Below are 20,467 nucleotides of genomic sequence, written 5' to 3' on the forward strand. Positions count from 1 at the left end.
AAGAACTCATAATTAGCTCACTTTTTCAGTGCCCTCTAGAAATGCTCGACCTTTTTTTGCATTATTAGAAAAGAAGGATCTCTGCGATGTATAGTTTGAGATTCTTGAGGTATGCGACCAGTATACTTGCACTTTTCTTGCCGAGAAGGTGCTTCTGGGCAAGTATTCTGCAAGTATTCTGCAGGTATTGCCCAAGTTTGGCAAGAAATGAGTTGTAAATAAAGTGATTTAAGGGCTATAGAAGAACTGTTTTATTTATAGGTAGCTATTGTGTTAGCCGAACTTTTGTGGTAAAAAGTCAAAACTAAAAAGTCAAAAACAAGGAATTATACCTTGTGTTTTTTACCTTTGGAATTAGAAGAAAAGAAAACATGAATATACTAAAAAAAACACTAAATCTAATTGTATTATTAACTCTTTCCACCCAGGCGCAAATAGTCAAGGATACACTTTATACCAATGATTACTATGGTAGATCTGTTGATAGAGAATCGGTAGAAGAGAAGTATTTTATAGTGATAGACAAAGGAGGAAAAGAAGATGGAGAAATTGCCATTTATGAAAAGCAAGGTAATCGGTTAATCGGTAAAGGTATTGGTCATCTCGAAAATAATCGTCTTGTTTATCAAGGAGAATTAGTGATTAATCCATATAAAAAAAATAAACCAATTGTTTTTTACCATGGAGAAAATGGCGTTTTAGAACGAGTAAAAACGAGTGATTTCTTTACTGATAAAGAATATGTGATGGAGTTCAAAAACAAGGATCCGTTTCACGGGGAAGTTGTTTACTCGGAAGGTTCATCAGTGATTTATACAAAGCTCATTCAAGGGAAGTACACTAAGACAATAGAAGTAAATCAAGCGGATAAGGATAATTATCAAGTCGGGATATATAATGAAGAGGGAAGTCTTGTCAAAAAAGAGTATGTCGATAAGCAAAAGGGAATATACTATGAGGTTACCTATAAAGATTGCTGCCCTGTAGATGGTACGGATGTAGGACTGTTAAAGTACAGGGGATTTATCGTTGACAATGTACAGACTTATAAAGCTGGGGAAGTTGTGGCAGGAGAATCGTTTTATAGCAATGGTCAGGTCAAACAAAAGACTGAAATTATAGGTACTGAAAAAATAGAAGAAACTTTTGATAAACAGGGGAATTTATTAGGTACGTATCGCCATTCTTTTTCTGGTGATCAGTTAATTATACAAAGAGAAGGAACTTACTACTATTTTGGATATGGGGAAGATAGAGATCGCATAACCGAAATAATGGTATACAAAGATAATAAACGAGTAAAGCGAGAGGAAGTATTGTCTCAAATCAGAGGGGGAATACATAAATCGGTTACCTATTATAATGAGTATGAAGGGATTGATAAGATTGTTTACTATGACAAGGAGAATCAGTTGATTTCTACGCTTAATTATCAGCATTATAGTCCTTATCAAGGGACAGAGTACACCGATAATGAGATAGTTACTTATCAGAATGGGAAGAAAACAGATTATACCAAATTTTATTATTTGAACAATCAAGTATTTGAGCAGCATATTGGGAATCAGAGTACGTTTTACGATAAGCAAGGAAATGTAATAGGCAAGGCTTCCTATCACATTGACGAAAGAGGACGTTATAAAGCGTATTCAGGTACCGTATATGAGATCTATTTGAATGCATTGTTGAATCAGTATAGATATAAAGATGGTGTACTCGAGTATCGTGGCGAATATCAGAGAAATAGTGAGGAATCTAATGAGGATTATCTGAAGGAGGAAGTGTTTTTAGTGAATGGAATCAAATCAAAAGAGGTACAGTATCACAAGAAGAGTCATAAACCTAAGAAGATTAGTTATTATATACCTTCAGGGAGTAGTTATCGATTAGATCGTGTGATTAGTTATGATCAAGAAGGGAAGGAAATAGGAACGTATAATTATCAAACAAAAACAGGTACTAAGGTTCTGTACTATACCGATGTAGATGTTCGCAGTATTGAGAAATACGAGGATGATAAGTTATTACATAGAAAATATTACTCTCCCAAAGAAGGAAATACAATCTTATTTGGTGATGATTTGAATGCAGGATATTATTTGCAATCGGAGATCGATTACTTTAAAGAGGGAACTTTTTACGATCAAGACGGTCAAGTTTTGTCAAAAGCTATCTTTAAAGATGGTAGACCTTATGACGGAACTATATATAAGAATAGCTATGGGAATTGGCAAGTTACTCCATACAAACAAGGGAATAAAGATGGAGTTGAAATGATCTATGACAAATATGTCAAGCCGGCGTATCTATCTGAAAAATTTTATTATACCAAGGGACAATTAACTAAGAAAGAAGGCTTTAAAAAGGAGAAGTTGATTTCAGAAAAGCACTATAAAGACGGTCAAGTTCATGGTATAGATGCTGAGTATAAACTCAATGGGGATATTGTCTATAAAATGGAGTATAAGGAAGGGAAACCTTATCAAGGAGAAAAACTGCAATACTATTATGATTATAGTAGATTATTGACTTATGATAAGGGCAAACTGATTAGAATTGATTATAATCAAGTAGATGAAAATAATAATTATAGCATCTTAATAGCAAAAGATTTGATTGATAATAATCGTGTCAATCGTACGATTTATAAGCCTAATGGAGACTTCTATTGCAAGTATAGTTTATTAGATTATCAGCTAGATGGAACATGTGTTTACTATGAAGACAATAGCCCAAAATACACTGCTAGTTTTGAAAAGGGAGAATTCATTAGTGGTACTGTTCTTTTCTTTGCACCGATAAAAGATGATTATTACGGAAGATGGAATAAAGAGGAACCGACTACTTATACAAAACTCCAATTAGAAGGAAATAAAATAGTGTATCAAATCTACGATTTAGCGACTAATGAGTTAGATTATTCCTTCTCTGGAAAAATTGAAAAGGCTAATAAAAGATTGGATCCTTTTATGAACCAAGCAGAGATTAAATATTCAGACTTGTATGGACTAACTAAAATGAATAGTATGTTTAACAGTTTGTATTAGCAATAAATATATATCAACAACAACAAAGCCCTATCGTCACAACGATAGGGCTTTGTTGTTTATTAGGATAAGTTTTTTTATTTTTCAAAACTACTTAGCTTCATATAGCCTAAGGTTATTTCATCTTCTTTGGCGTCTTCTTTAGCAGGAGTAATACGAATGCTATAATCTTGTTTTTGTTTGGGATCTAATATTTCTTCAATAGCATAAATCTCATCGACATCAATACCATATTTGTTATCAATATGAGTCAGACCTTTTGGAGGAAGGTTATAATCTTGATAAAAAGAGTAGGTTTTAACCTTTTTAATGGCTTCTGCTGAGCTATTGGCAACAACTAGACATAGGTGATGGAATTCGTCAAAAACACCAGGTTTGTATCCTCCTAAGTTTAAAAAGAATAGACGTAAGTCATTTGTCTCGGCTTCTGTAGCATCGACTACTTCTATGTGGTAATCTTCAACTGTATTAACTTCTCTCCAGGCATCTACGTGTAGCTTTTTACCTGCTTCGGGCCAAAAGTCATTAAGTCTTGTCGCAAGTTCTTTCATATCAGTAGCAATACCGAAATAAATATCGTGTTGTTCTATATGTCGACCAGGGGGAGTTGCTCCTAACATAGTCATAAATAGCTTTTTACTCATCGTTGTCTTTTTGAATTGTAGTTAGATAAAAAACTCCCGTACAACTAAGAGTTCGTTACACGGGAGTAATGTATATACAAAGGTATTTTTTTGGGATTAGAAGTCTAAATATTTAGGAACTATTCTTCTTTGGTAAACCACTTCACTAAATCAGTATATCCATCAGTGATGAGGTTGTTGTAATATTTAGGGTTCATATTCGCTCCACTAAACTTACTAATAGTATATTGTAATTTCTTCAACTTTAGAGCTCTAAATGATGGAGGAATAGGTTCACTAAAAGTACACCCTTCAATGCTAAGACGCTCAAGGTGCTTAAGATCTAGTAAAGATTCAGGCAATCCTTCTGCATCAAAGTTGTTAAGGTGTAGTGTACGCAATTCTTTAAATTGGCCAATGTAGGTTGGTATCAGGTCTATTTGATAGCCAGATAGATAAAGCTCATGCAGTGGTAAAGTCGCAAGTTCTTGAGGGACATAACACAACGAGTCATTAGTTCCTTGAAGCTTAAGTTTTTTCAGTTTAGGGTACTTGACTAAAGCACTCGCACCAGTTAATCCAAATTCATAACATAGGGATAGATCTACAACTTCTAAATTTGGAGCGTCTAAACCTTCTAATGTAGGTATTTTTGAATAGGATAGATCAACTACTTTTAAAAAAGGTAATTCAACCGTAGGGAAGTGATTATATCCTTTTAGTTTAATGGATTCTAGTAAAGGACTATGTTTCAAGAGTTGCTCTAAGTTGTCAATCTCAACATTTTCCAGCTGTAAGGTACGCAGTTTGGTCTCTTGATCCACAGACAAGTGAGGATGAGTATCCGGTAAGGTCACATTACTATTTATCTTTAATACCGTTAGGTTTCTACAGTTTACCAGGACACTAGTTAATAGATCTACAGGTAAGTTGGTGTACAAACTAACAAGTTCATCTGGCTGAGCCATCAGGCTTGTGATGTCTTCTACTTCATAGGTATCGTTTTTTAAAGGGAAATATCTGAATACTTTTACCGAAAAATACTTAAACAAATCACTGTGCTTTTCGACTTTGCAGTTTTCTAGAGCGGCTTTACCGATGTGGATAACTTTGTTAGAGGTCTTGATTTCGGCACAGTTTACAATTGTAAGCTCGTCTATTATACTAGGTAGAAAAGTGGTGTCTATTATCAGTTTATCAGATTGTTCTATGGTTACAGAGTTTAGCTTTTTGATACGACCAAGAGATTCAGGTAATTGCTCAGCCTTGTAATTTATAAACTCAATGTGTTTTAGTGAGGTACATTGCTCCATACTTTGTGACAAACCACTATCGTCGTTCAGGTTTCTAAATCTAATACTTGTTAGTTTATTGAATTTAGACCATGGTACATCTATTTCTATAAGGTTTTCCATATTAGAAAAACTTAGCTTCTCTAAGTTGGGAAAATACTCGGGGTTTTGACATAAATATGCTAATACCGCCTGGTCTGAAACAAGTAAGTTTGTCAGTGAGTCAAAGGTATATTGTTGTTCTAAATCCATTAAGTCACCAGGAAAAGAAGTTATCTTGCCATTGAAGAAGACGATAGGGCTAATGGGTTGAAGCTTGTCATTTTTCCAAAGGCTTAATATGGTTAGGTTAGGTACGTTTAACCTGTCACTGACTGTAGTAAAATCAGGACATCTCATGATCTTGATTTTGCTAAGCTCAGGGAGTGTATTTAGCTCTTCTCCAATTGATTTAAAAGTGCTTACTAACGAAAACTCTATGGTTTCTATACTTATAGGCAGGGCAGGTAGTGTTGGGGTAGGCCAATTGGTGTCCATACACTTTAAAGCTTTTAGAGCGATTAGTTTTTTAAAGTCAAATTCGATATGTGCTAATTCGGGAAGTTCTAAGTCTAAAGACTGTAGTGTCGTTAAGTTTTCTATTGAATTTGGAAGTATAGTATATTCTCCTTCAATGCTTAATTGTTTAAGCTGAGTAAACTTGTCAAAAACATCAGGTAGCCCTTGTTCAAAGTTTAAGGCTTCGATACTGATAACTCTAACTGAAGGGAACCTTCCTAGTAATGATGGGTTTTGAATCAGAGTAGCTGGGTCATGACTATTTCGGACATCAATTACATCAAATCCTAGTTTGTTATAAATAAAATCAACATCTAATTCATCTGCTATATTTGCATATTCTAATAGAGTATTAAAAACTTCATGCCACTGGGGAATACCAATAGACTTGATTAGTTTTTTTCGACTTTTAAAGGCTTTAATGATATCCTCGCTAGCATTTTGCTCTAAAGTTTGTCTGATTTGTTTAACTGTATCTGTGTCTTTACTACATTTTCCAATCAAGAATAAATCATTGATATAAGCTTTTGGAAAATCAGCTTGGGTTTGAATAGTAGCATAGTATTCAGGTAACGACTCAATAAACTTATACATATATCGGTATATTTTCTATTTGTAAATTAGGTGTTCACAAGTATAGGTTTGTACATACCACAGCTATGGATTGAGAAGCTATACAATTGTGAACTTAACAAAGAAAGGAATTCTACCTGATTTTTTCTTCACGGAAATTAGGGATATTTCAAAGGAGAGGAGTTTTGTATAAGCAGAGTAGGGCAGTGTTTAGAAGTTATTATCAACCTCCAAGTTGTATTTATACAAAAGACCTTCGAGTTGATCTATTGTAAACTTAGCTTTAGCTAAGGAGTTGTACTCTGGATCGATAGCGATGTTTTGTGCTTGTCTAAAGTCGGCTTTTTTCAGCACTGTATTTGAGAATGTAGCTCCTATAAGATCGCTTTCTTTGAAGCAAGCACTTGTAAGGTCAGCTTCACAGAAGTCAACTTCCATTAACGAACACTTGACGAATGATGTGTTTTTTAGACGCGCTCCATAAAAAGAGCAGTAGTCCATAATACAATTGTCGTAAGAAGGAGAGAACATTAACTTATTGCAATTAGCAAAGTCAACACCCATTAGTTTACACCCTATAAACCTAACTTTATTTAAGCCAGTACTTAAGAAAGAAGACATAGAAAAGTCACAATTTTCAAAGACACACTCATCAAAGATATTGTCGTTTAGCACACTTTCTGCAAAGTTGCAATTGATAAAATTACAATTGTTAAACTCTCTATCGATTAGGGTCTTTCCATTAAAATTGACTGATTCAAAGGACTTATCTTGATGATAGATAACCTCGCCCATATTATAGTATGTATTTATAGGTTGTTAGATTTATTTAGTACAAAAATAAGGGTTTTATGCGGAATACTGAGTTGAGTTGTCTATATTTATAAAGGTTATTTAAGGTGTTATTAATGAAATGAATAGAATAGATAGATATGGGAGATGTATTTAGAAATATAGGATATATCGTATTTATTATTATCGCAGCCTTGTGTATGTTGGGTATATTAGGCGGGTTTTTCGAACAGTCTAGGACGAATGATAGGGCGGCTATGAATGTGATATCCTATGTAGCAGTACCTATACTTTTCGTTGTTGCACTTATTGTAACAACGCTACTTTTGATATTGATAAATTTTCTAGATGGGCAAGTAGTATTTTACGATATTGATCGCTTTCTTAAAGTATATGGATATTCAAGTATAGTAGTGGGGGGACTGTTTATTCTAAGCTTGTTTAAACTTTAAAAAGGGAATAAAAAAACCATATAAATACTCGTTTACATGGTTTTTTATTAAAATAAAATATTATTTATCAACGGTTTCAAAGCGTTTTAGGTCTTGTTTTTGAATAGCTGCGGCTACTAATTCGGGTAGTCTATCTGGTGTTGCTGCAAAACAAGCAACACCGCGCTTACTGATTTCTTTCCCTAGTTCTTTGTCATAACTAGGTGTTCCACTATCAGTAAGAGCTAATAAGACTAATACAGTAACTCCACTGTCCTTCATCTCTTCGATACGTCTAAGCAATCCTTTTCTCACACCTCCTTCATATAAATCGGATATTAATATAAAGAGTGTTTTGCTTGGGTTTTCGATTAATGTTTGACAGTAAGCGACTGATTTATTAATATCTGTTCCTCCTCCCATTTGTACTCCAAATAGCATATCTACAGGGTCATTTGCGCACATTTCTGTTAGGTCGGTGATTGCTGTATCAAAGGCAACAACATGGGTGTCAAGAGCAGGCATACTAGCAAATATAGCTCCCATGACTGAAGAGTAAATGATGGATTCGTACATCGAACCACTTTGGTCAATATCGAGTATTACTGTCCAATCTTTTTGTTTCTGTCTGCGTTCGAAGAAGTAAAACTTCTCTGGAATAATTCGCTTTGTTTTTGGATCATAGTTTTTCAGGTTTCGTTGAATAGTACGTTTCCAGTCTGTTGCCGAAAAATTGCTAATAGGTGAATGGGCTTTTTTATTTAATGCACCTGTTACTGCTTTTCGCAAGTCCTGTTCTAGTCGCTTCATGATATCATCAACGACACTTTTGACTAACTGCCGTGCTGTATCTTTAGATTTTTCAGGGATTTGTCCATTTAGTGACATAAGCGTACCGACCATGGAAATATCTGGCTTTACGTGCTGTAATACTTCTGGTTGCAATAGTAATTGTTTGAGTCCTTTGCGCTCCATTGCATCGTTTTGTATAACACTCACTACATCTTCTGGAAAGAAACTACGTACATCTACTAACCATTTAGCTAGGTTAGGAGAAGAGGCATTACTACCTCCACGTTTTTTGCCTGCCAGCGAATTATTATCACTTTCATATATTGCGGCTAGAGCCTGATCTAATATGGATTGATCTTCGGACAAGATATTGTCTTCGAATTTGGTCGCTTGTTCTCCTAATATTAGTCTCCAGCGACTTTTAGTTTTATCTAATTCACTCATGCTTCATCGGGTTAAAAGTCAAAATCAAAATCGTTTAAATCATCTAAAGTTTGGGTTTGCTCTTCACTTAACTCACTGAGTAATTCTTCTGAAGTGACCTCAATATCTGTTCCCCAGATACTGCTAAGTAACTCTACAATGCTGTTTTTCTGAGCTTGGTCAAAACCACTAAAGGTTCTTCTAAGGAATACTAGGGCGTGCATATATTGTTGTTCATCAAGATTTGCTACGTAATCATTTAATTGTTCCCACAGCATCACTCGTGAAAGCAAGGCATATTTGTTTCGTCTGGCAATTCCTTCAAACCAAGCAGCGGCTAGATCAGCGGGAACACCATGTGACAAACGTCTATTTACTTCTTGTGTACACTGAACTTCTGTAAGTAGGTTGCGTTCCAAAAGAATAGATAAACACAATCCTGATAGCCCATAGTTGAGGTCATCTCGAGTAGCAACTTTGTGTAGTTGTTCTATCCAAAGATTTATATCCACATCTTCATAAAATTCTTGTGCGACAAAGTTGAGCTGGTCAATTGCTCGAGTTACTTCGTCTGCTGCTTTTTGATCACAGTTACAACTATCGACTAACAACAAGCTAGCACGTAAGAATAATTGACGTAGAATAGGTTTAAGAGGTAATAAATCAAATTGCCTTAAATCGCCAAACTGTACAAGCTTTGCTAATTCAAAAGTAGCTTGTGCTAAGTCTGTTATTTCTTCTGTTTCTACCAGAATAGCTTGTAGACGTATAATTGCAGTCTCAAATAAATGTGTGAGGTTACAATTATAAGCTTGTCGAATAATGTTAGCAACCATACCAATTTTACTAGTGTGATCAAGTTGCTCTTTTAACTTAAAGGCAGTAGCTATAGCAATAGTTTCGCCGAGTAAGCTATTTTCGATAATAGCAATCTCTGCTTCAGTTGTCCATCTTAGATTCCATTGTTCAGACCATGTAGCGTTTTGCTGATAGGTATTTTTTTCAATTGCAAAGGGAATCTCAAGTACAGTTAATTGGTGTAAGAAAGTAGAACGGTTTAAATCCCTGAATGCTATTTCTTGAGATTTAACGCGTATATTTTCTCTTAGGTCAAGGGTTAATACTTGATCGACAGCAGATACGTATTCGTCTAGTTTAAGCGTGTTTATTTGCTCATAAAAGTCTTTTTGTATTGGCGTTTTACTCATACCTTTTGGAAGACTTCCAATATTTGTACCTATGTCAATGTGATTGATAGCTTCGGCTATTTTACTCCACTGGCCTTCTCCAAAGCAAGTAAGGGCGGCATCGTGTAAATCTTTGAGAACAGGGTATTGTCCCCCCTTTAAGTGGGATAATGCTTGTGCCAGTTTTACTGCTTCAATGGTAGAGGCTGTAGAGGCATTAAATCCTTTTTCTCGAAGTTCTTTTCCAATACGGGATAAGTAGTTTGCGGCTAAATCACTTACATTATTGTTTACTAAGTGTTGCCACATTAGCTCGAAATAATAAGGTGCTTTATTTCCGGCACCATATCCTGTACGACTACTAAGGCGATAGTAAGAGTAGGGCATAAGAGTAGCTAAGGCATTTTGCTTAGGTAGTTGCTCGCACTCTTTTTCAGTAAGTGCGGTAAGGTTTTGGTCAAGTAACCCAGAGACGTGATAGGCTCCGACGATTACTACAATATCTTCTGCTGCAAACCCTTCTAGTAAGGCTTGTTCGATTTGCCTTTTCATATAGGCTTCTCGAAGATAATTATGAGCAAAGCTGACTGGATCAGCTTCGCGTTCGGTGTCAATAACCATATCGCGAATTTGCTGTGATTGGTAGCAAATGCGCTCTTGGTAAGATTGGCTATCTAAGCAATGTTCAAACTTTCGTTCCCAGTAACTTTCATAATCAGTTTCCCAGTTGAGTGTAGCCAATTGATCGTACAAGTCGTTGTGAAATAAACGGTAATTAACAAGTGCCTCTTGTTGTTCTGCTAATTCAGCGTCACTTTGGGTTTTCAGTGCTAAGCTAACTTCTGTAGGTAAATCAATCAATCGAAAGTTTGACTTGTTCTTTTTAGCCCATAGGGTTGCTTGGTATTCTGGCGAGTACAAGGCAAAGGGATATAGAACAGATTGAATCGGTAATTCCGTTGTGTAGGCCATTAAGGCCACAGGAGGGATTACATTTTTATTCGCCAATTCCAAGAGTAGGTCGGTAGCATCAGACGGCCCTTCCATTAGGATACACTTCGGCTTTTTAGCTTCAAGAAATTGAAGTAAGTTGTAACTTGTCGTAGCAGACAGGTGTCTGACACCGAAGAAGTTTTTGGATTCTACCATAATTGTGAATTTGCGTAATGAATAAAAATCTGTTTAGTGGCTATTAATGATTGTCGATTATTTGTTAATCTCGTGACAGTTATTGTATAAGTCACGCCATTGGCTTCCACGTTTTTTCATTACATTCTCAAGGTATTCTGTCCAGACAATTTTATCTTTGTCTTCATCTTTTACAATAGCTCCTTGTAGTCCTGCAGCAAGGTCTGCTTCAGCAATTTGTCCACTTCCAAAACTTCCAGCTAAAGCCATGCTGTTGGTTAATAGAGAAATAGCCTCAGCTGTTGAGATTACCCCACTTGGAGCTTTTAGTTTTTGTTTATTGTCTAGTGTTGCTCCTTGACGTAGCTCTCTAAAGATCGTTACGATTTTCTCTACTTCCTCTTGATTAGGTAGTGTAGCTTTTAGCTGATAATTTGCAGCTATTTCTTTGACGCGTTTTTGTACGATAGCCACTTCTGTTTCTAAATCAGCAGGAGAAGGGAGTACAATGATGTTAAAACGGCGTTTTAGAGCTGAAGACATATCATTTACCCCTTTGTCTCTAGTATTAGCAGTTGCAATGATAGAGAACCCGCGTTGTGCGTTTACTTCTGAGCCTAATTCAGGTATAGCGATATTCTTTTCAGACATGATTGAGATTAATGCATCTTGAACCTCAGAAGCACAGCGCGATATTTCCTCAAATCGTGCTACACTACCCGTTTCCATAGCGCGGTAAACGGGACTTTTGATTAGTGCTTGCTCTGTTGGGCCATTGGCTAAAAGCATAGCGTAATTCCAAGCGTATTTTACTTGTTCTTCACTTGTACCTGCAGTCCCTTGTATTACTTTGTTCGAATCACCGCAGATAGCTGCTGTTAGGTTTTCAGACAACCATGATTTTGCAGTACCAGGTTCTCCGATAAGCAATAGAGAGCGGTCTGTCAACAAGGTAGCAATAGCAATCTCAACTAGACGATCGTGTCCAATGTACTTTGGCGTAATTTCAACGCCTTCTGCAGTTCCACCGATGATATATTTTAATACTGCTTTGGGTGATAGTTGCCACCCTGCTGGTTTGTCTTCTTTTTTATCTTCTTTCTTTAAAGCGTCTAATTCGTGCTTATATAGTTGTTCGGCAGGTAGCCTTAATACATCTTTTTTACTCATGGTAAGTCATTATTTAGAAAAGTAAACGAATTATTTTTTGTTCTGTGATTAATGATACAGGTTCTACGTATAGAGTTCCTTCTGTTAGGTTAGTTCTGAAGCGAACAAGTAGCGCCATTGATTTTACCTCATTAGGTAAAAAGTTTTTTAGGTTCTCAGTTGTATTGATTACTGATGTACCTTCATTATCTGTGTCGTTGATTAATGTAAGGCGATTACCTTTTGTATCTTCGATCACTAAGTTGTCTTCTACTTGGTACACTTTTTCTAAGGACAATAGTGCAAAGGGAGACTTTGTGTTCATCGGGTTTTTGATAGACCCTTTGATTTCTTTTATTAGACTAGCATAGTCTGAATCTGCATTATTGATGATATTAATATAGTCAGTGCTTACAAGTGGTCGGTATGCTTGTGTGTTGTCTTCCCAGCGAATACGACGTGTTGTTTTATCTCCAGGATAAATGTATAGGTCTTTAAGCTGTAATACTTCAAAGATGCTATCTTCCTCTTTGATGTATTTTTTAGCTTTAGCTGGTACATGATTATAGGTTCTATAGATTTGACAAGATGACAAATCAAACCATACCCCTTCATTGATACTATCTTGTTTACTATTTAATTCTATCGATGTATAGGCTAATTGGATAAGCTCAACATTTTCTTTGTATAAACCAAGTGAAATCAAGTCAGTTAGCTTCCAGATTGTCCCAATCAACTCTTCAATAGAGGAATCTATCTCTGGTGTAAGTTCTGGATTATCAATTCGCTCTTGAATATACGTTTTTGCTTTTTTTAGGATAGCCCCTAGTAAGTTAATTTGACTGATTAACTGATCAGTAGAAATCTTAGCTCCCGTCAAAGTAATTAGCGTATCAAATGCAGCTTGAATACCATTGATGTGGTAGTTACCTAATTCTTTGACTTGTTTCTTTAGGTTTGAACGCTCCTGCGCATCGATACTGGAAAGTCCATTTTTAATGATTTGGTTAAATAGTTTATCCGCTAATTCCAAACCTTGCATCTGTGCATTGTATTTTTTCAGCAAAGTTGCTTTATTCACTTTTTTAGGTTTAGCAGCTTTATCTTTTAACGATACTTTCTCTTGTTCTTTCTTTTGCTTGCGTGTTTCTACTTTTTCACGCTTGTTCAAGAGATCTTCAGCAGGTTCTGCGATGCTAAAAGAGAGGCCATCTACATAAGCATACATTAGTCCTAGTGCGTGTTTACAAGGAAACTGACGGCTTGGACAAGAACACCTTCCCACAGGGTTGTGCTCATCGATGAAGTCCACAGAGCATCTGTATGGGGTCTTTCCACTACCAGCACATTCTCCCCAGATTAGATCCTGTTCGTTATTGATATGTAGATTGTTGAATTTACCTTTGTTTACTAAGTCTTTACCATTTTTAGTGGCTGAGGCATTAGTTGCTAAGCCTTCTATTATTGAATTATCTAATTTGATCATTTGACTACTTTTTTAGTGATTGTTTGTAGTACTCTATCTGTTTTTTTGTGTAGTGTTCGAGTACTTCTTTTCTTTTTCTAGAGCTATTTTCTACCTTCTCAATAAACTCTTCTATTTCACTAAATGGTTTATCGAAATACATTTTTAGCCCTACAATTTGATGAAGGAAAGTACTTACTTCATATAATGAATTTGAATTGAGCTGAGGCTCTAAAACACGCATTAACACCTCATACCAGCCATCTGCTAAGCGATAAGGTTTAGCACGTAACACTTCCCAGGCGTCTTCAGCATATCCTTGGTAAACTTGATCTAAGTGGTGAAAATCAATTTGTTTGTTTGCTATTTTAGCATGAAACTTATCGTAAAAGATATCTTTGTCTACTTCTAAGTATAAATGATAGTTGAGAAAGTTTGTATAGAATTGATTTAGTTCGCCATTTCTTCTAAATTCTTTAGTATCTTTATCCAGTTTTGCTTCAACTTCAGTGTACATATCGAAGCATTCTTGAGCTTGGTAGTCTCTCAGTAAGCTACTCATATATCTAATTCCAGAATTGTCGAAATACTTATAGTTAACAATAAAGAAATGAGTCGCATTGACAATAAAGTTCTTTACACCTGGGATTTGAATACCTCTTAGAATATCTATGGTATCCCCAAAATCATAGATTGTTATTTGTTTTTTAGCTTGTTTTTCTGTTGGGTTCATTGCTCCTTGAGTAAACTCATCAAAAGTTTCTTGTACATAAGCTAGTGTCTCCTCTAATAGGTGTTTTTTCTCAGGAAGATACGTAAGTACGTCTAGAATTAGATTTTGGTATGTTTCTGTTTTTTTGGTGCGAAGTAAGTGTAGCATGTGTTCGATGGCTTTAGGTGTATTTAAGGCAGCGAGTCCTTTAATGGCACCTTCGCGAACTTTTGCATTTTTGTGTGTGGTAAAACCATATAATACTTCTTCGCGTTCTGGGTAATTACCGTATATTTCTAAGGCTACGCCTAGTAGTTTTGTCGTGTTGTTTTCTTCTACGACTTGATCTAATATTGTTAGTACATCAGCCTGTTTAATATTACCTAATGCAGTAAGGGTCTTTACGTTTATTGCTATGTCATCAAGAACTAATTGCTTGGTTAAAAATGGAACAATAGGCAATCCAATACTAGGGATAATGTGGTTGATGATCAGTTCACTTAATTCGCTATACTTATCATTTACTGCTTTTGCAATGTAAAGGTAAAAACGACTGTCTTTTAAAAGTCCATCTTCTGCAGCTGTATCGATGATGTTATACCTTCCAGAGCTTGTTGTAGTCAGTGCATCGATGATAGGTTTGACCTGACTATAACGGTGATTGGTATTCATGTCTTCAATAGAAACAATCGGTACTAGAGGTTGTTTGTTGTCTAAAGGGGTAATATCAGTATCCGACTGTGTATATAGAATAGCATACAATAGGTTTCCTAATTCGAATAAATGCGTAGCTGAACTATGTTCATCACTTTGAATTAACGCAGTCAGATTATCAGATATTTTTTTAAATACGGGGGCTTTTTGAGCCATAGCTTCAAGGGTAGGGACAAACTTTTTTAGCCTTGGGTCATTAGCAGCAAATTTGCTTCCCGCTATATATAGGCGATTTACCTCTTGTTGTAAATCATTCAAAACAGGTATTTTCATCGTGTCTATTTTTTCAATTATTCTCGATCAAGTTTTAAACAAATTTAAGTAAAGGCTCTATAAATTTATTCACGGATATAGGGGATATTTTAATTTAAGTGAATTATGCTAAAAAAAATAGCACCTCAATTAACGCGAACAATATACACGTTAATTGAGGTGCTTGGTTTATAACAAGTCTAAGAGGAACTAGACTAATTGCTTTTTCCTTTAGAATAATCTGTTTCTAATATATTTACATCTACAGAACTTTGAGCGTTTTTGATCATTCGTCGGCACGATAAACTAAGGTGTTGTAGATAGACTTTTTTTCCTGCTTTGGCATATTTGTCTGTTAGTTTATTAACCGTTTCAATTGCTGACATATCTGTAATTCTACTTTCTTTGAAGTCAATAATTACTTTGTCAGGGTCATTTTCGACATCGAATTTTTCCATAAAAGTAGTAGTTGACCCGAAGAATAAAGGTCCGTAAATTTCATAGTGTTTTACTCCGTGATTATCGGTATACTTTCTAGCGCGAATGCGTTTGGCACTTTCCCAAGCAAATACCAATGCTGAAACAACCACTCCAATTAGCACAGCTTTAGCAAGGTTGTGTTCTACCACTGTAATGGTAGCTACAAGTACAATAACAAAAATATCGTGAAGAGGCATTTTGTTTACGATCTTAAAGCTAGCCCACTCAAAAGTACCAATCGCAACCATCATCATGACTCCAACTAGAGCAGCCATCGGGATCTGCTCAATCACTGGGCCAGCTACTAGGATAATGAATAAAATAGCCACTGAAGCTACAATAGCTGATAGTCTAGTACGACCACCAGCACTAATATTGACCATAGACTGAGCTACCATCGCACAACCTCCCATACCTCCAAAGAATCCATTGGTCATATTGGCGATACCTTGGGCTGTAGCTTCTTTGTTCGAGCTTCCTCGTGTACCTGTGATCTCATCAACCATGTTTAGAGTCAGTAAACTTTCAATCAATCCTACTCCCGCCATGACAAGTGAATAAGGGAAAATTAGTTTTAATGTCTCCCAAGTAAATGGAATGCTTGGTATGTGAAAACTCGGTAGAGAACCTCCTACTGAGGCAATATCAATTACTTTTTTTGTATCAATATCAAAGAAATAAACAAGAGCAAATACTACAATAATAGCAACTAATGATGCTGGGACTGCTTTGGTGATTTTGGGTAAAATAATCACAATAGCAATAGTCAATAAGGTCAAACCTCCCATAATGTATAAAGGCATGTTCTGAAACCAATATTTCACCCCGTCCACTTCCACGCGAAACTGATCCACTTGTGACATAAAGATAATAATGGCTAGTCCGTTTAGAAATCCGTACATCACTGGAGAAGGGATTAGTCTGACGAACTTCCCAAGCTTAAAAATTCCCACTAAGAGTTGTAATATACCTGCTAAGACTACAGCTGCGAATAAGTACTCAATACCGTGAGCAGCTGCCAAAGCGATTAGTACAACAACAGTGGCTCCCGCACCACCAGACACCATTCCTGGACGTCCGCCAAGTACTGCAGTTACTATCCCCATCAAAAAGGCTGCATATAATCCAGTAAGAGGAGGTAATCCAGCCAAAATAGCAAAGGACAAAGACTCTGGTATCATGGTCATGGATACTGCAAGACCGGCGAGTATTTCGTTTTTGTAATTAATAGGTTGACTAAAATCAAATAGATTGACTAGTTTTTTCATACATGTTGTTTTTGAAATCGCTAGACTTTTTACGTTGTTGGATATGTAAAAAATGAATAGTAAAGCGACTTGTAATGTTTATTTTCTGTTATAATACGCAAAACTACTTGTTTTTTTACGGATACTATACATTAGGTTGCAAAAAGTAAGTTTAGAAGCAGTTTTTTACAATTAGTTGCTTCTGTGTTATACTAATTGGGAAGGATTTCTATTTTAGAAAAGTGTATTAATTGTAGTTCTCTCTTGATATTTCCTGCCAAGCGTGCAGAATTAGTGCAGAATACGTGAGGTATACTAGCCCGGGAGGGTGTTTTTGGCAAGAAAACCTCAAGCATTCTGCACGTATACTGCACGCATGATAGGATATGAGGAAATAAAAAAAGGAAAGAGTTTGATATTTTTCTTCGTTATTAATTGATATTTAGATGGTTGTTTCTTTTTTATATTGTTCAAGATACAGGAGGAAAAGGCGTTATTCGGATGTTTTTATGAATAAAAATAGTTTTTAAAAGTAACTGTATTTTTATCTTTTTTATTTAAAACGGACAGACTTGTCTGTTTTTTTATTTACATTTGCCCTATGAAAGAAAATTCACCTAAGGAAAGAGTTTTAAAAGCAGCAACTGTACTCTTTCATCAAAATGGATATCATTCCACAGGAATTAATAGAATTATCTCAGAGGCGAAAGTAGCAAAGGCAAGCTTCTATGATCACTATAAAACGAAAGATGACTTAGCAGCAGCCTATTTAGAAGCCCGACATATTTATTGGTTTGAGGGATTGAATCGGGAAGTAGCCAAAGTGAAAGCGAATAATGAAAAAGTGATTAAAGCTTTTGAATATATTCTATTAATGAATGTAAAAGAGAACTATCAAGGGTGTGCATTCATAAATATGCTAGCTGAGCTAGTTGAGCATACAGGTGCTATTTATGAAATCATTGAGTCCCACAAAGCAGGTTTAAGAATTTATTTTGAAGAACTTATCGAAGACAAGCAAAAAGCATTTATGGTATATATGCTTTTTGAAGCCTGCCTAGTAGAAAGTCAGGTAAGCCAGTCTTCAGCTTGTGTAGAACAAACCATCGAACTACTAAAACAACAATTATAATGAAGAAATACGTTTCAAAATTTAAGACTACAGAGGTAAGTCCAAAGTCGGCTAGCTCAAAACATTCGTTTTACTCAGGTCTGGGAGGAATGATAGCTATAGGAGTAGTTGCGTATATGACCAAAGAAATGGATATGCCCTTAATCATGGCTCCATTTGGAGCGACCTGTGTGTTGGCATTTGGTGTACCGGATAGTCCTTTAGCACAACCTAGAAACATCATAGGAGGTCATATACTTTCGAGTATCATAGGGCTACTATGTCTAACTTTTTTGGGGACACAATGGTATTCGTTAGCGATAGGGGTTGGCGCTTCAATCGGGCTGATGTTATTGACCAAGACAACTCATCCACCTGCAGGAGCAGACCCACTGGTTATAATATTAGCAGGAGCTAGTTGGTCGTTTTTACTGAACCCTGTGTTGACCGGTTCATTGATTATTACACTTATTGCACTATTGTTTAACAATATAAGTAAACTAAGAAAGTATCCAAAATATTGGTGGTAGTCAATTTTGAGAAATAGTTTTGAGGTAATATAGGATTCTCTATAACAAGGTAATCAATCAAAAAACGTCAATTCAAAGAATAGATATGTAAAAGAGGGTTTATATGGAGTGGTAATATAAATCCTCTTTTGCTTTTGGTTATCTTAGCTATTCAAAAGAAAAAAGGTATGAAAGTAAGTATAATAGGAGCAGGCATAGCAGGATTGACAATGGCAGTAGCACTCAAGCGAGCGAATATTCCCTTTGTCGTTTATGAATCAGCAGAAGAAATAAAACCAGTAGGGGCAGGAATAGCTATGGCAACCAATGCGATGCAAGTTTATCGCCATCTCGGTCTGTCTGATAAACTCTATGAAGTAGGACAGCGAATCTTGAAAGTACAATTGACAGACCTAAACTTAAATGTCTTAACTGAATCTGATTTATCACCTTTTGAGACACAGTACCAATTAGCTAATATGGCTATTCACCGAAGTGAGTTGCACAAAGTTTTAGTTGAAGCAGTAGGTATGGAGCACATAATATTAAATAAGCGACTGGAAGGTATAGATTCTCTCGAATCAGGAGATCATCAGTTGATTTTTACCGATGGTAGTTGTGCAATACATACTTATATAATAGGAGCTGATGGTATTCGGTCAAAAGTTAGAGAAACAAAATTTGGGGCTTATCCTTTGCGCGAAGCTAAGCAGGTATGTTGGCGAGGCGTTTTGGATATAGATTTACCTGAGGCGTATGACAACCTTTCCTTAGAAGGATGGGGAAGGGCTAAGCGCTTTGGCTTTGTCAAGCTGATTGATAGACAAGTGTATTGGTATTTCTTGGTAAATGAATCAATCTATGAGCAGACCAAAGATCTTACTGCGTTGACTTCGGATTGTCACCCTATGGTTCAGCAGTTATTTGCAGAAACAAAATCAGATGATATATTTTTGAGTAAAATACAGGATTTGCCATTATTAGATCAGTGGTATAAAAACAAGGTGGCTCTAATCGGAGATGCCGCACACGCGACAACACCAAATCTTGGACAAGGCGCCTGTCAAGCAATAGAAGATGTCTATGTGATTAGTAAATTGCTAGTTAACTATTCTTTAGAAGAATCTTTAGAACGCTATACGGGAATTCGCCGTCAAAAAGCCCATGCAATTGTCAAGCAGAGCTGGATGATGGGACAGGTGGCTCAACTTAATCATCCCAATTTGATAACAATACGAAATGCTATATTCCGATTTATACCTGGTTTTTTGAAAAACTGGCAAATGAAGAAGATATTTGACTTGCAAGAAGTATAAAGACACAAACAGCGCTGTAGTATAACTATAGAACCCCCACGCGATAAACAAATATTTTGATTAACTGAAAGAGATATTTGTCACAAATATTGATTAAATTTGTGACAAATGTAAATCTTTTTTTATGAATGAATCTATTAGTAATCAGATAGTAGAGAAGATTTCTAAATCTAAGCGTGGAGAAATTTTTTTCGCTAATGATTTTGTTAAATATGGTACAGCTGACAATATTCGCCAAGTACTCTCTCGTTTAGAAAAAGAAAACCTTATTGAACGATTAGCCCATGGTATTTATATAAAACCAAAGCAAGATTCTTTATTAGGAACAATTTATCCTAGTATAGAGGAAATTGCAAATGAGATTGCAAAAAGAGATAAGGTGCGTATAGTGCCAACTGGTGTATTAGCGTTGTATCTATTAGGATTACAACCCAGATTCCCTTAAAGATTGTTTATTTGACTGAAGGATCTCAAAGAGAAATTAAGGTTGGAAATAGAAAGATTAGTTTTAAGAGGACTGTCCCTAAAAATCTTATGATAAAAGATAATCTGTTACATTTAGTAGTACAGGCTTTTAAAGAGAAGGGGCAAAAAGAAATTACAGATTCTTTTTTAAATGTCATTAAATTAACCGTGAATTCAAGTTATAAATGCAACATTAGTCAT

General features: G+C 35.8%; 14 protein-coding genes and 1 pseudogene. 6 read left to right on the forward strand and 9 right to left on the reverse strand.

Translation table 11 applies throughout. The annotated features are described in order from the left end of the window. Window positions 1–371: 371 nt before the first annotated feature. Window positions 372–3,047, forward strand: coding sequence for a toxin-antitoxin system YwqK family antitoxin (locus GJV77_RS13320; protein ID WP_155036836.1), 2,676 nt, complete (start codon window positions 372–374; stop codon window positions 3,045–3,047). Between the two features lie 77 nt (window positions 3,048–3,124). Here GJV77_RS13320 and GJV77_RS13325 read toward each other — a convergent pair whose 3' ends face one another. From GJV77_RS13325 to GJV77_RS13335, 3 genes are all read right to left on the reverse strand, one after another. After that, a complete protein-coding gene (locus tag GJV77_RS13325; protein ID WP_155036837.1) occupies window positions 3,125–3,691 on the reverse strand; it encodes a DUF1543 domain-containing protein in 567 nt (188 codons plus the stop codon). A 119-nt stretch (window positions 3,692–3,810) separates the two neighbouring features. Beyond that, the gene (locus GJV77_RS13330) at window positions 3,811–6,114 is read right to left on the reverse strand and encodes a leucine-rich repeat domain-containing protein (protein WP_155036838.1); all 2,304 of its coding nucleotides are present in this window, start codon (window positions 6,112–6,114) and stop codon (window positions 3,811–3,813) included. 189 nt (window positions 6,115–6,303) lie between these two features. After that, window positions 6,304–6,888, reverse strand: coding sequence for a pentapeptide repeat-containing protein (locus GJV77_RS13335; RefSeq protein ID WP_155036839.1), 585 nt, complete (start codon window positions 6,886–6,888; stop codon window positions 6,304–6,306). Between the two features lie 137 nt (window positions 6,889–7,025). Here GJV77_RS13335 and GJV77_RS13340 point away from each other — a divergent pair, with 137 nt between their 5' ends. Then, a complete protein-coding gene (locus GJV77_RS13340; protein ID WP_155036840.1) occupies window positions 7,026–7,337 on the forward strand; it encodes a hypothetical protein in 312 nt (103 codons plus the stop codon). A 60-nt stretch (window positions 7,338–7,397) separates the two neighbouring features. On the opposite strand, the gene GJV77_RS13345 is transcribed toward GJV77_RS13340, so the two are convergent. From GJV77_RS13345 to GJV77_RS13370, 6 genes are all read right to left on the reverse strand, one after another. After that, window positions 7,398–8,552 carry a VWA domain-containing protein gene (locus GJV77_RS13345; RefSeq protein ID WP_155036841.1) on the reverse strand — a complete coding sequence of 385 codons (1,155 nt, stop codon included), beginning with the start codon at window positions 8,550–8,552 and terminating at the stop codon, window positions 7,398–7,400. An 11-nt stretch (window positions 8,553–8,563) separates the two neighbouring features. Further along, window positions 8,564–10,867, reverse strand: coding sequence for a DUF5682 family protein (locus GJV77_RS13350; RefSeq protein WP_155036842.1), 2,304 nt, complete (start codon window positions 10,865–10,867; stop codon window positions 8,564–8,566). Between the two features lie 57 nt (window positions 10,868–10,924). Further along, on the reverse strand, window positions 10,925–12,016 hold the full coding sequence (locus GJV77_RS13355; RefSeq protein WP_155036843.1) for an ATP-binding protein: 1,092 nt from the start codon (window positions 12,014–12,016) through the stop codon (window positions 10,925–10,927). Between the two features lie 13 nt (window positions 12,017–12,029). Continuing rightward, on the reverse strand, window positions 12,030–13,481 hold the full coding sequence (locus GJV77_RS13360; RefSeq protein ID WP_155036844.1) for an SWIM zinc finger family protein: 1,452 nt from the start codon (window positions 13,479–13,481) through the stop codon (window positions 12,030–12,032). Between the two features lie 4 nt (window positions 13,482–13,485). Continuing rightward, complete coding sequence (locus GJV77_RS13365; RefSeq protein WP_155036845.1) at window positions 13,486–15,159, reverse strand: HEAT repeat domain-containing protein; 1,674 nt, start codon at window positions 15,157–15,159, stop codon at window positions 13,486–13,488. Window positions 15,160–15,353: 194 nt separating this feature from the next. Continuing rightward, window positions 15,354–16,886 carry a SulP family inorganic anion transporter gene (locus GJV77_RS13370; RefSeq protein ID WP_155036846.1) on the reverse strand — a complete coding sequence of 511 codons (1,533 nt, stop codon included), beginning with the start codon at window positions 16,884–16,886 and terminating at the stop codon, window positions 15,354–15,356. Between the two features lie 580 nt (window positions 16,887–17,466). Here GJV77_RS13370 and GJV77_RS13375 point away from each other — a divergent pair. From GJV77_RS13375 to GJV77_RS13390, 4 genes and pseudogenes are all read left to right on the forward strand, one after another. Then, a complete protein-coding gene (locus tag GJV77_RS13375) occupies window positions 17,467–17,997 on the forward strand; it encodes a TetR/AcrR family transcriptional regulator (RefSeq protein WP_155036847.1) in 531 nt (176 codons plus the stop codon). Next, window positions 17,997–18,506, forward strand: coding sequence for an HPP family protein (locus GJV77_RS13380; RefSeq protein ID WP_155036848.1), 510 nt, complete (start codon window positions 17,997–17,999; stop codon window positions 18,504–18,506). Before GJV77_RS13375 ends, GJV77_RS13380 begins: the two co-directional genes overlap by 1 nt. Before the next feature lie 167 nt (window positions 18,507–18,673). After that, the gene (locus GJV77_RS13385; RefSeq protein WP_155036849.1) at window positions 18,674–19,801 is read left to right on the forward strand and encodes an FAD-dependent monooxygenase; all 1,128 of its coding nucleotides are present in this window, start codon (window positions 18,674–18,676) and stop codon (window positions 19,799–19,801) included. A 124-nt stretch (window positions 19,802–19,925) separates the two neighbouring features. After that, window positions 19,926–20,467, forward strand: a pseudogene (locus tag GJV77_RS13390) (DUF6088 family protein); the annotation flags it as partial.

The organism is Myroides pelagicus, from assembly GCF_009711055.1.
GTDB lineage: Bacteria > Bacteroidota > Bacteroidia > Flavobacteriales > Flavobacteriaceae > Flavobacterium > Flavobacterium pelagicum.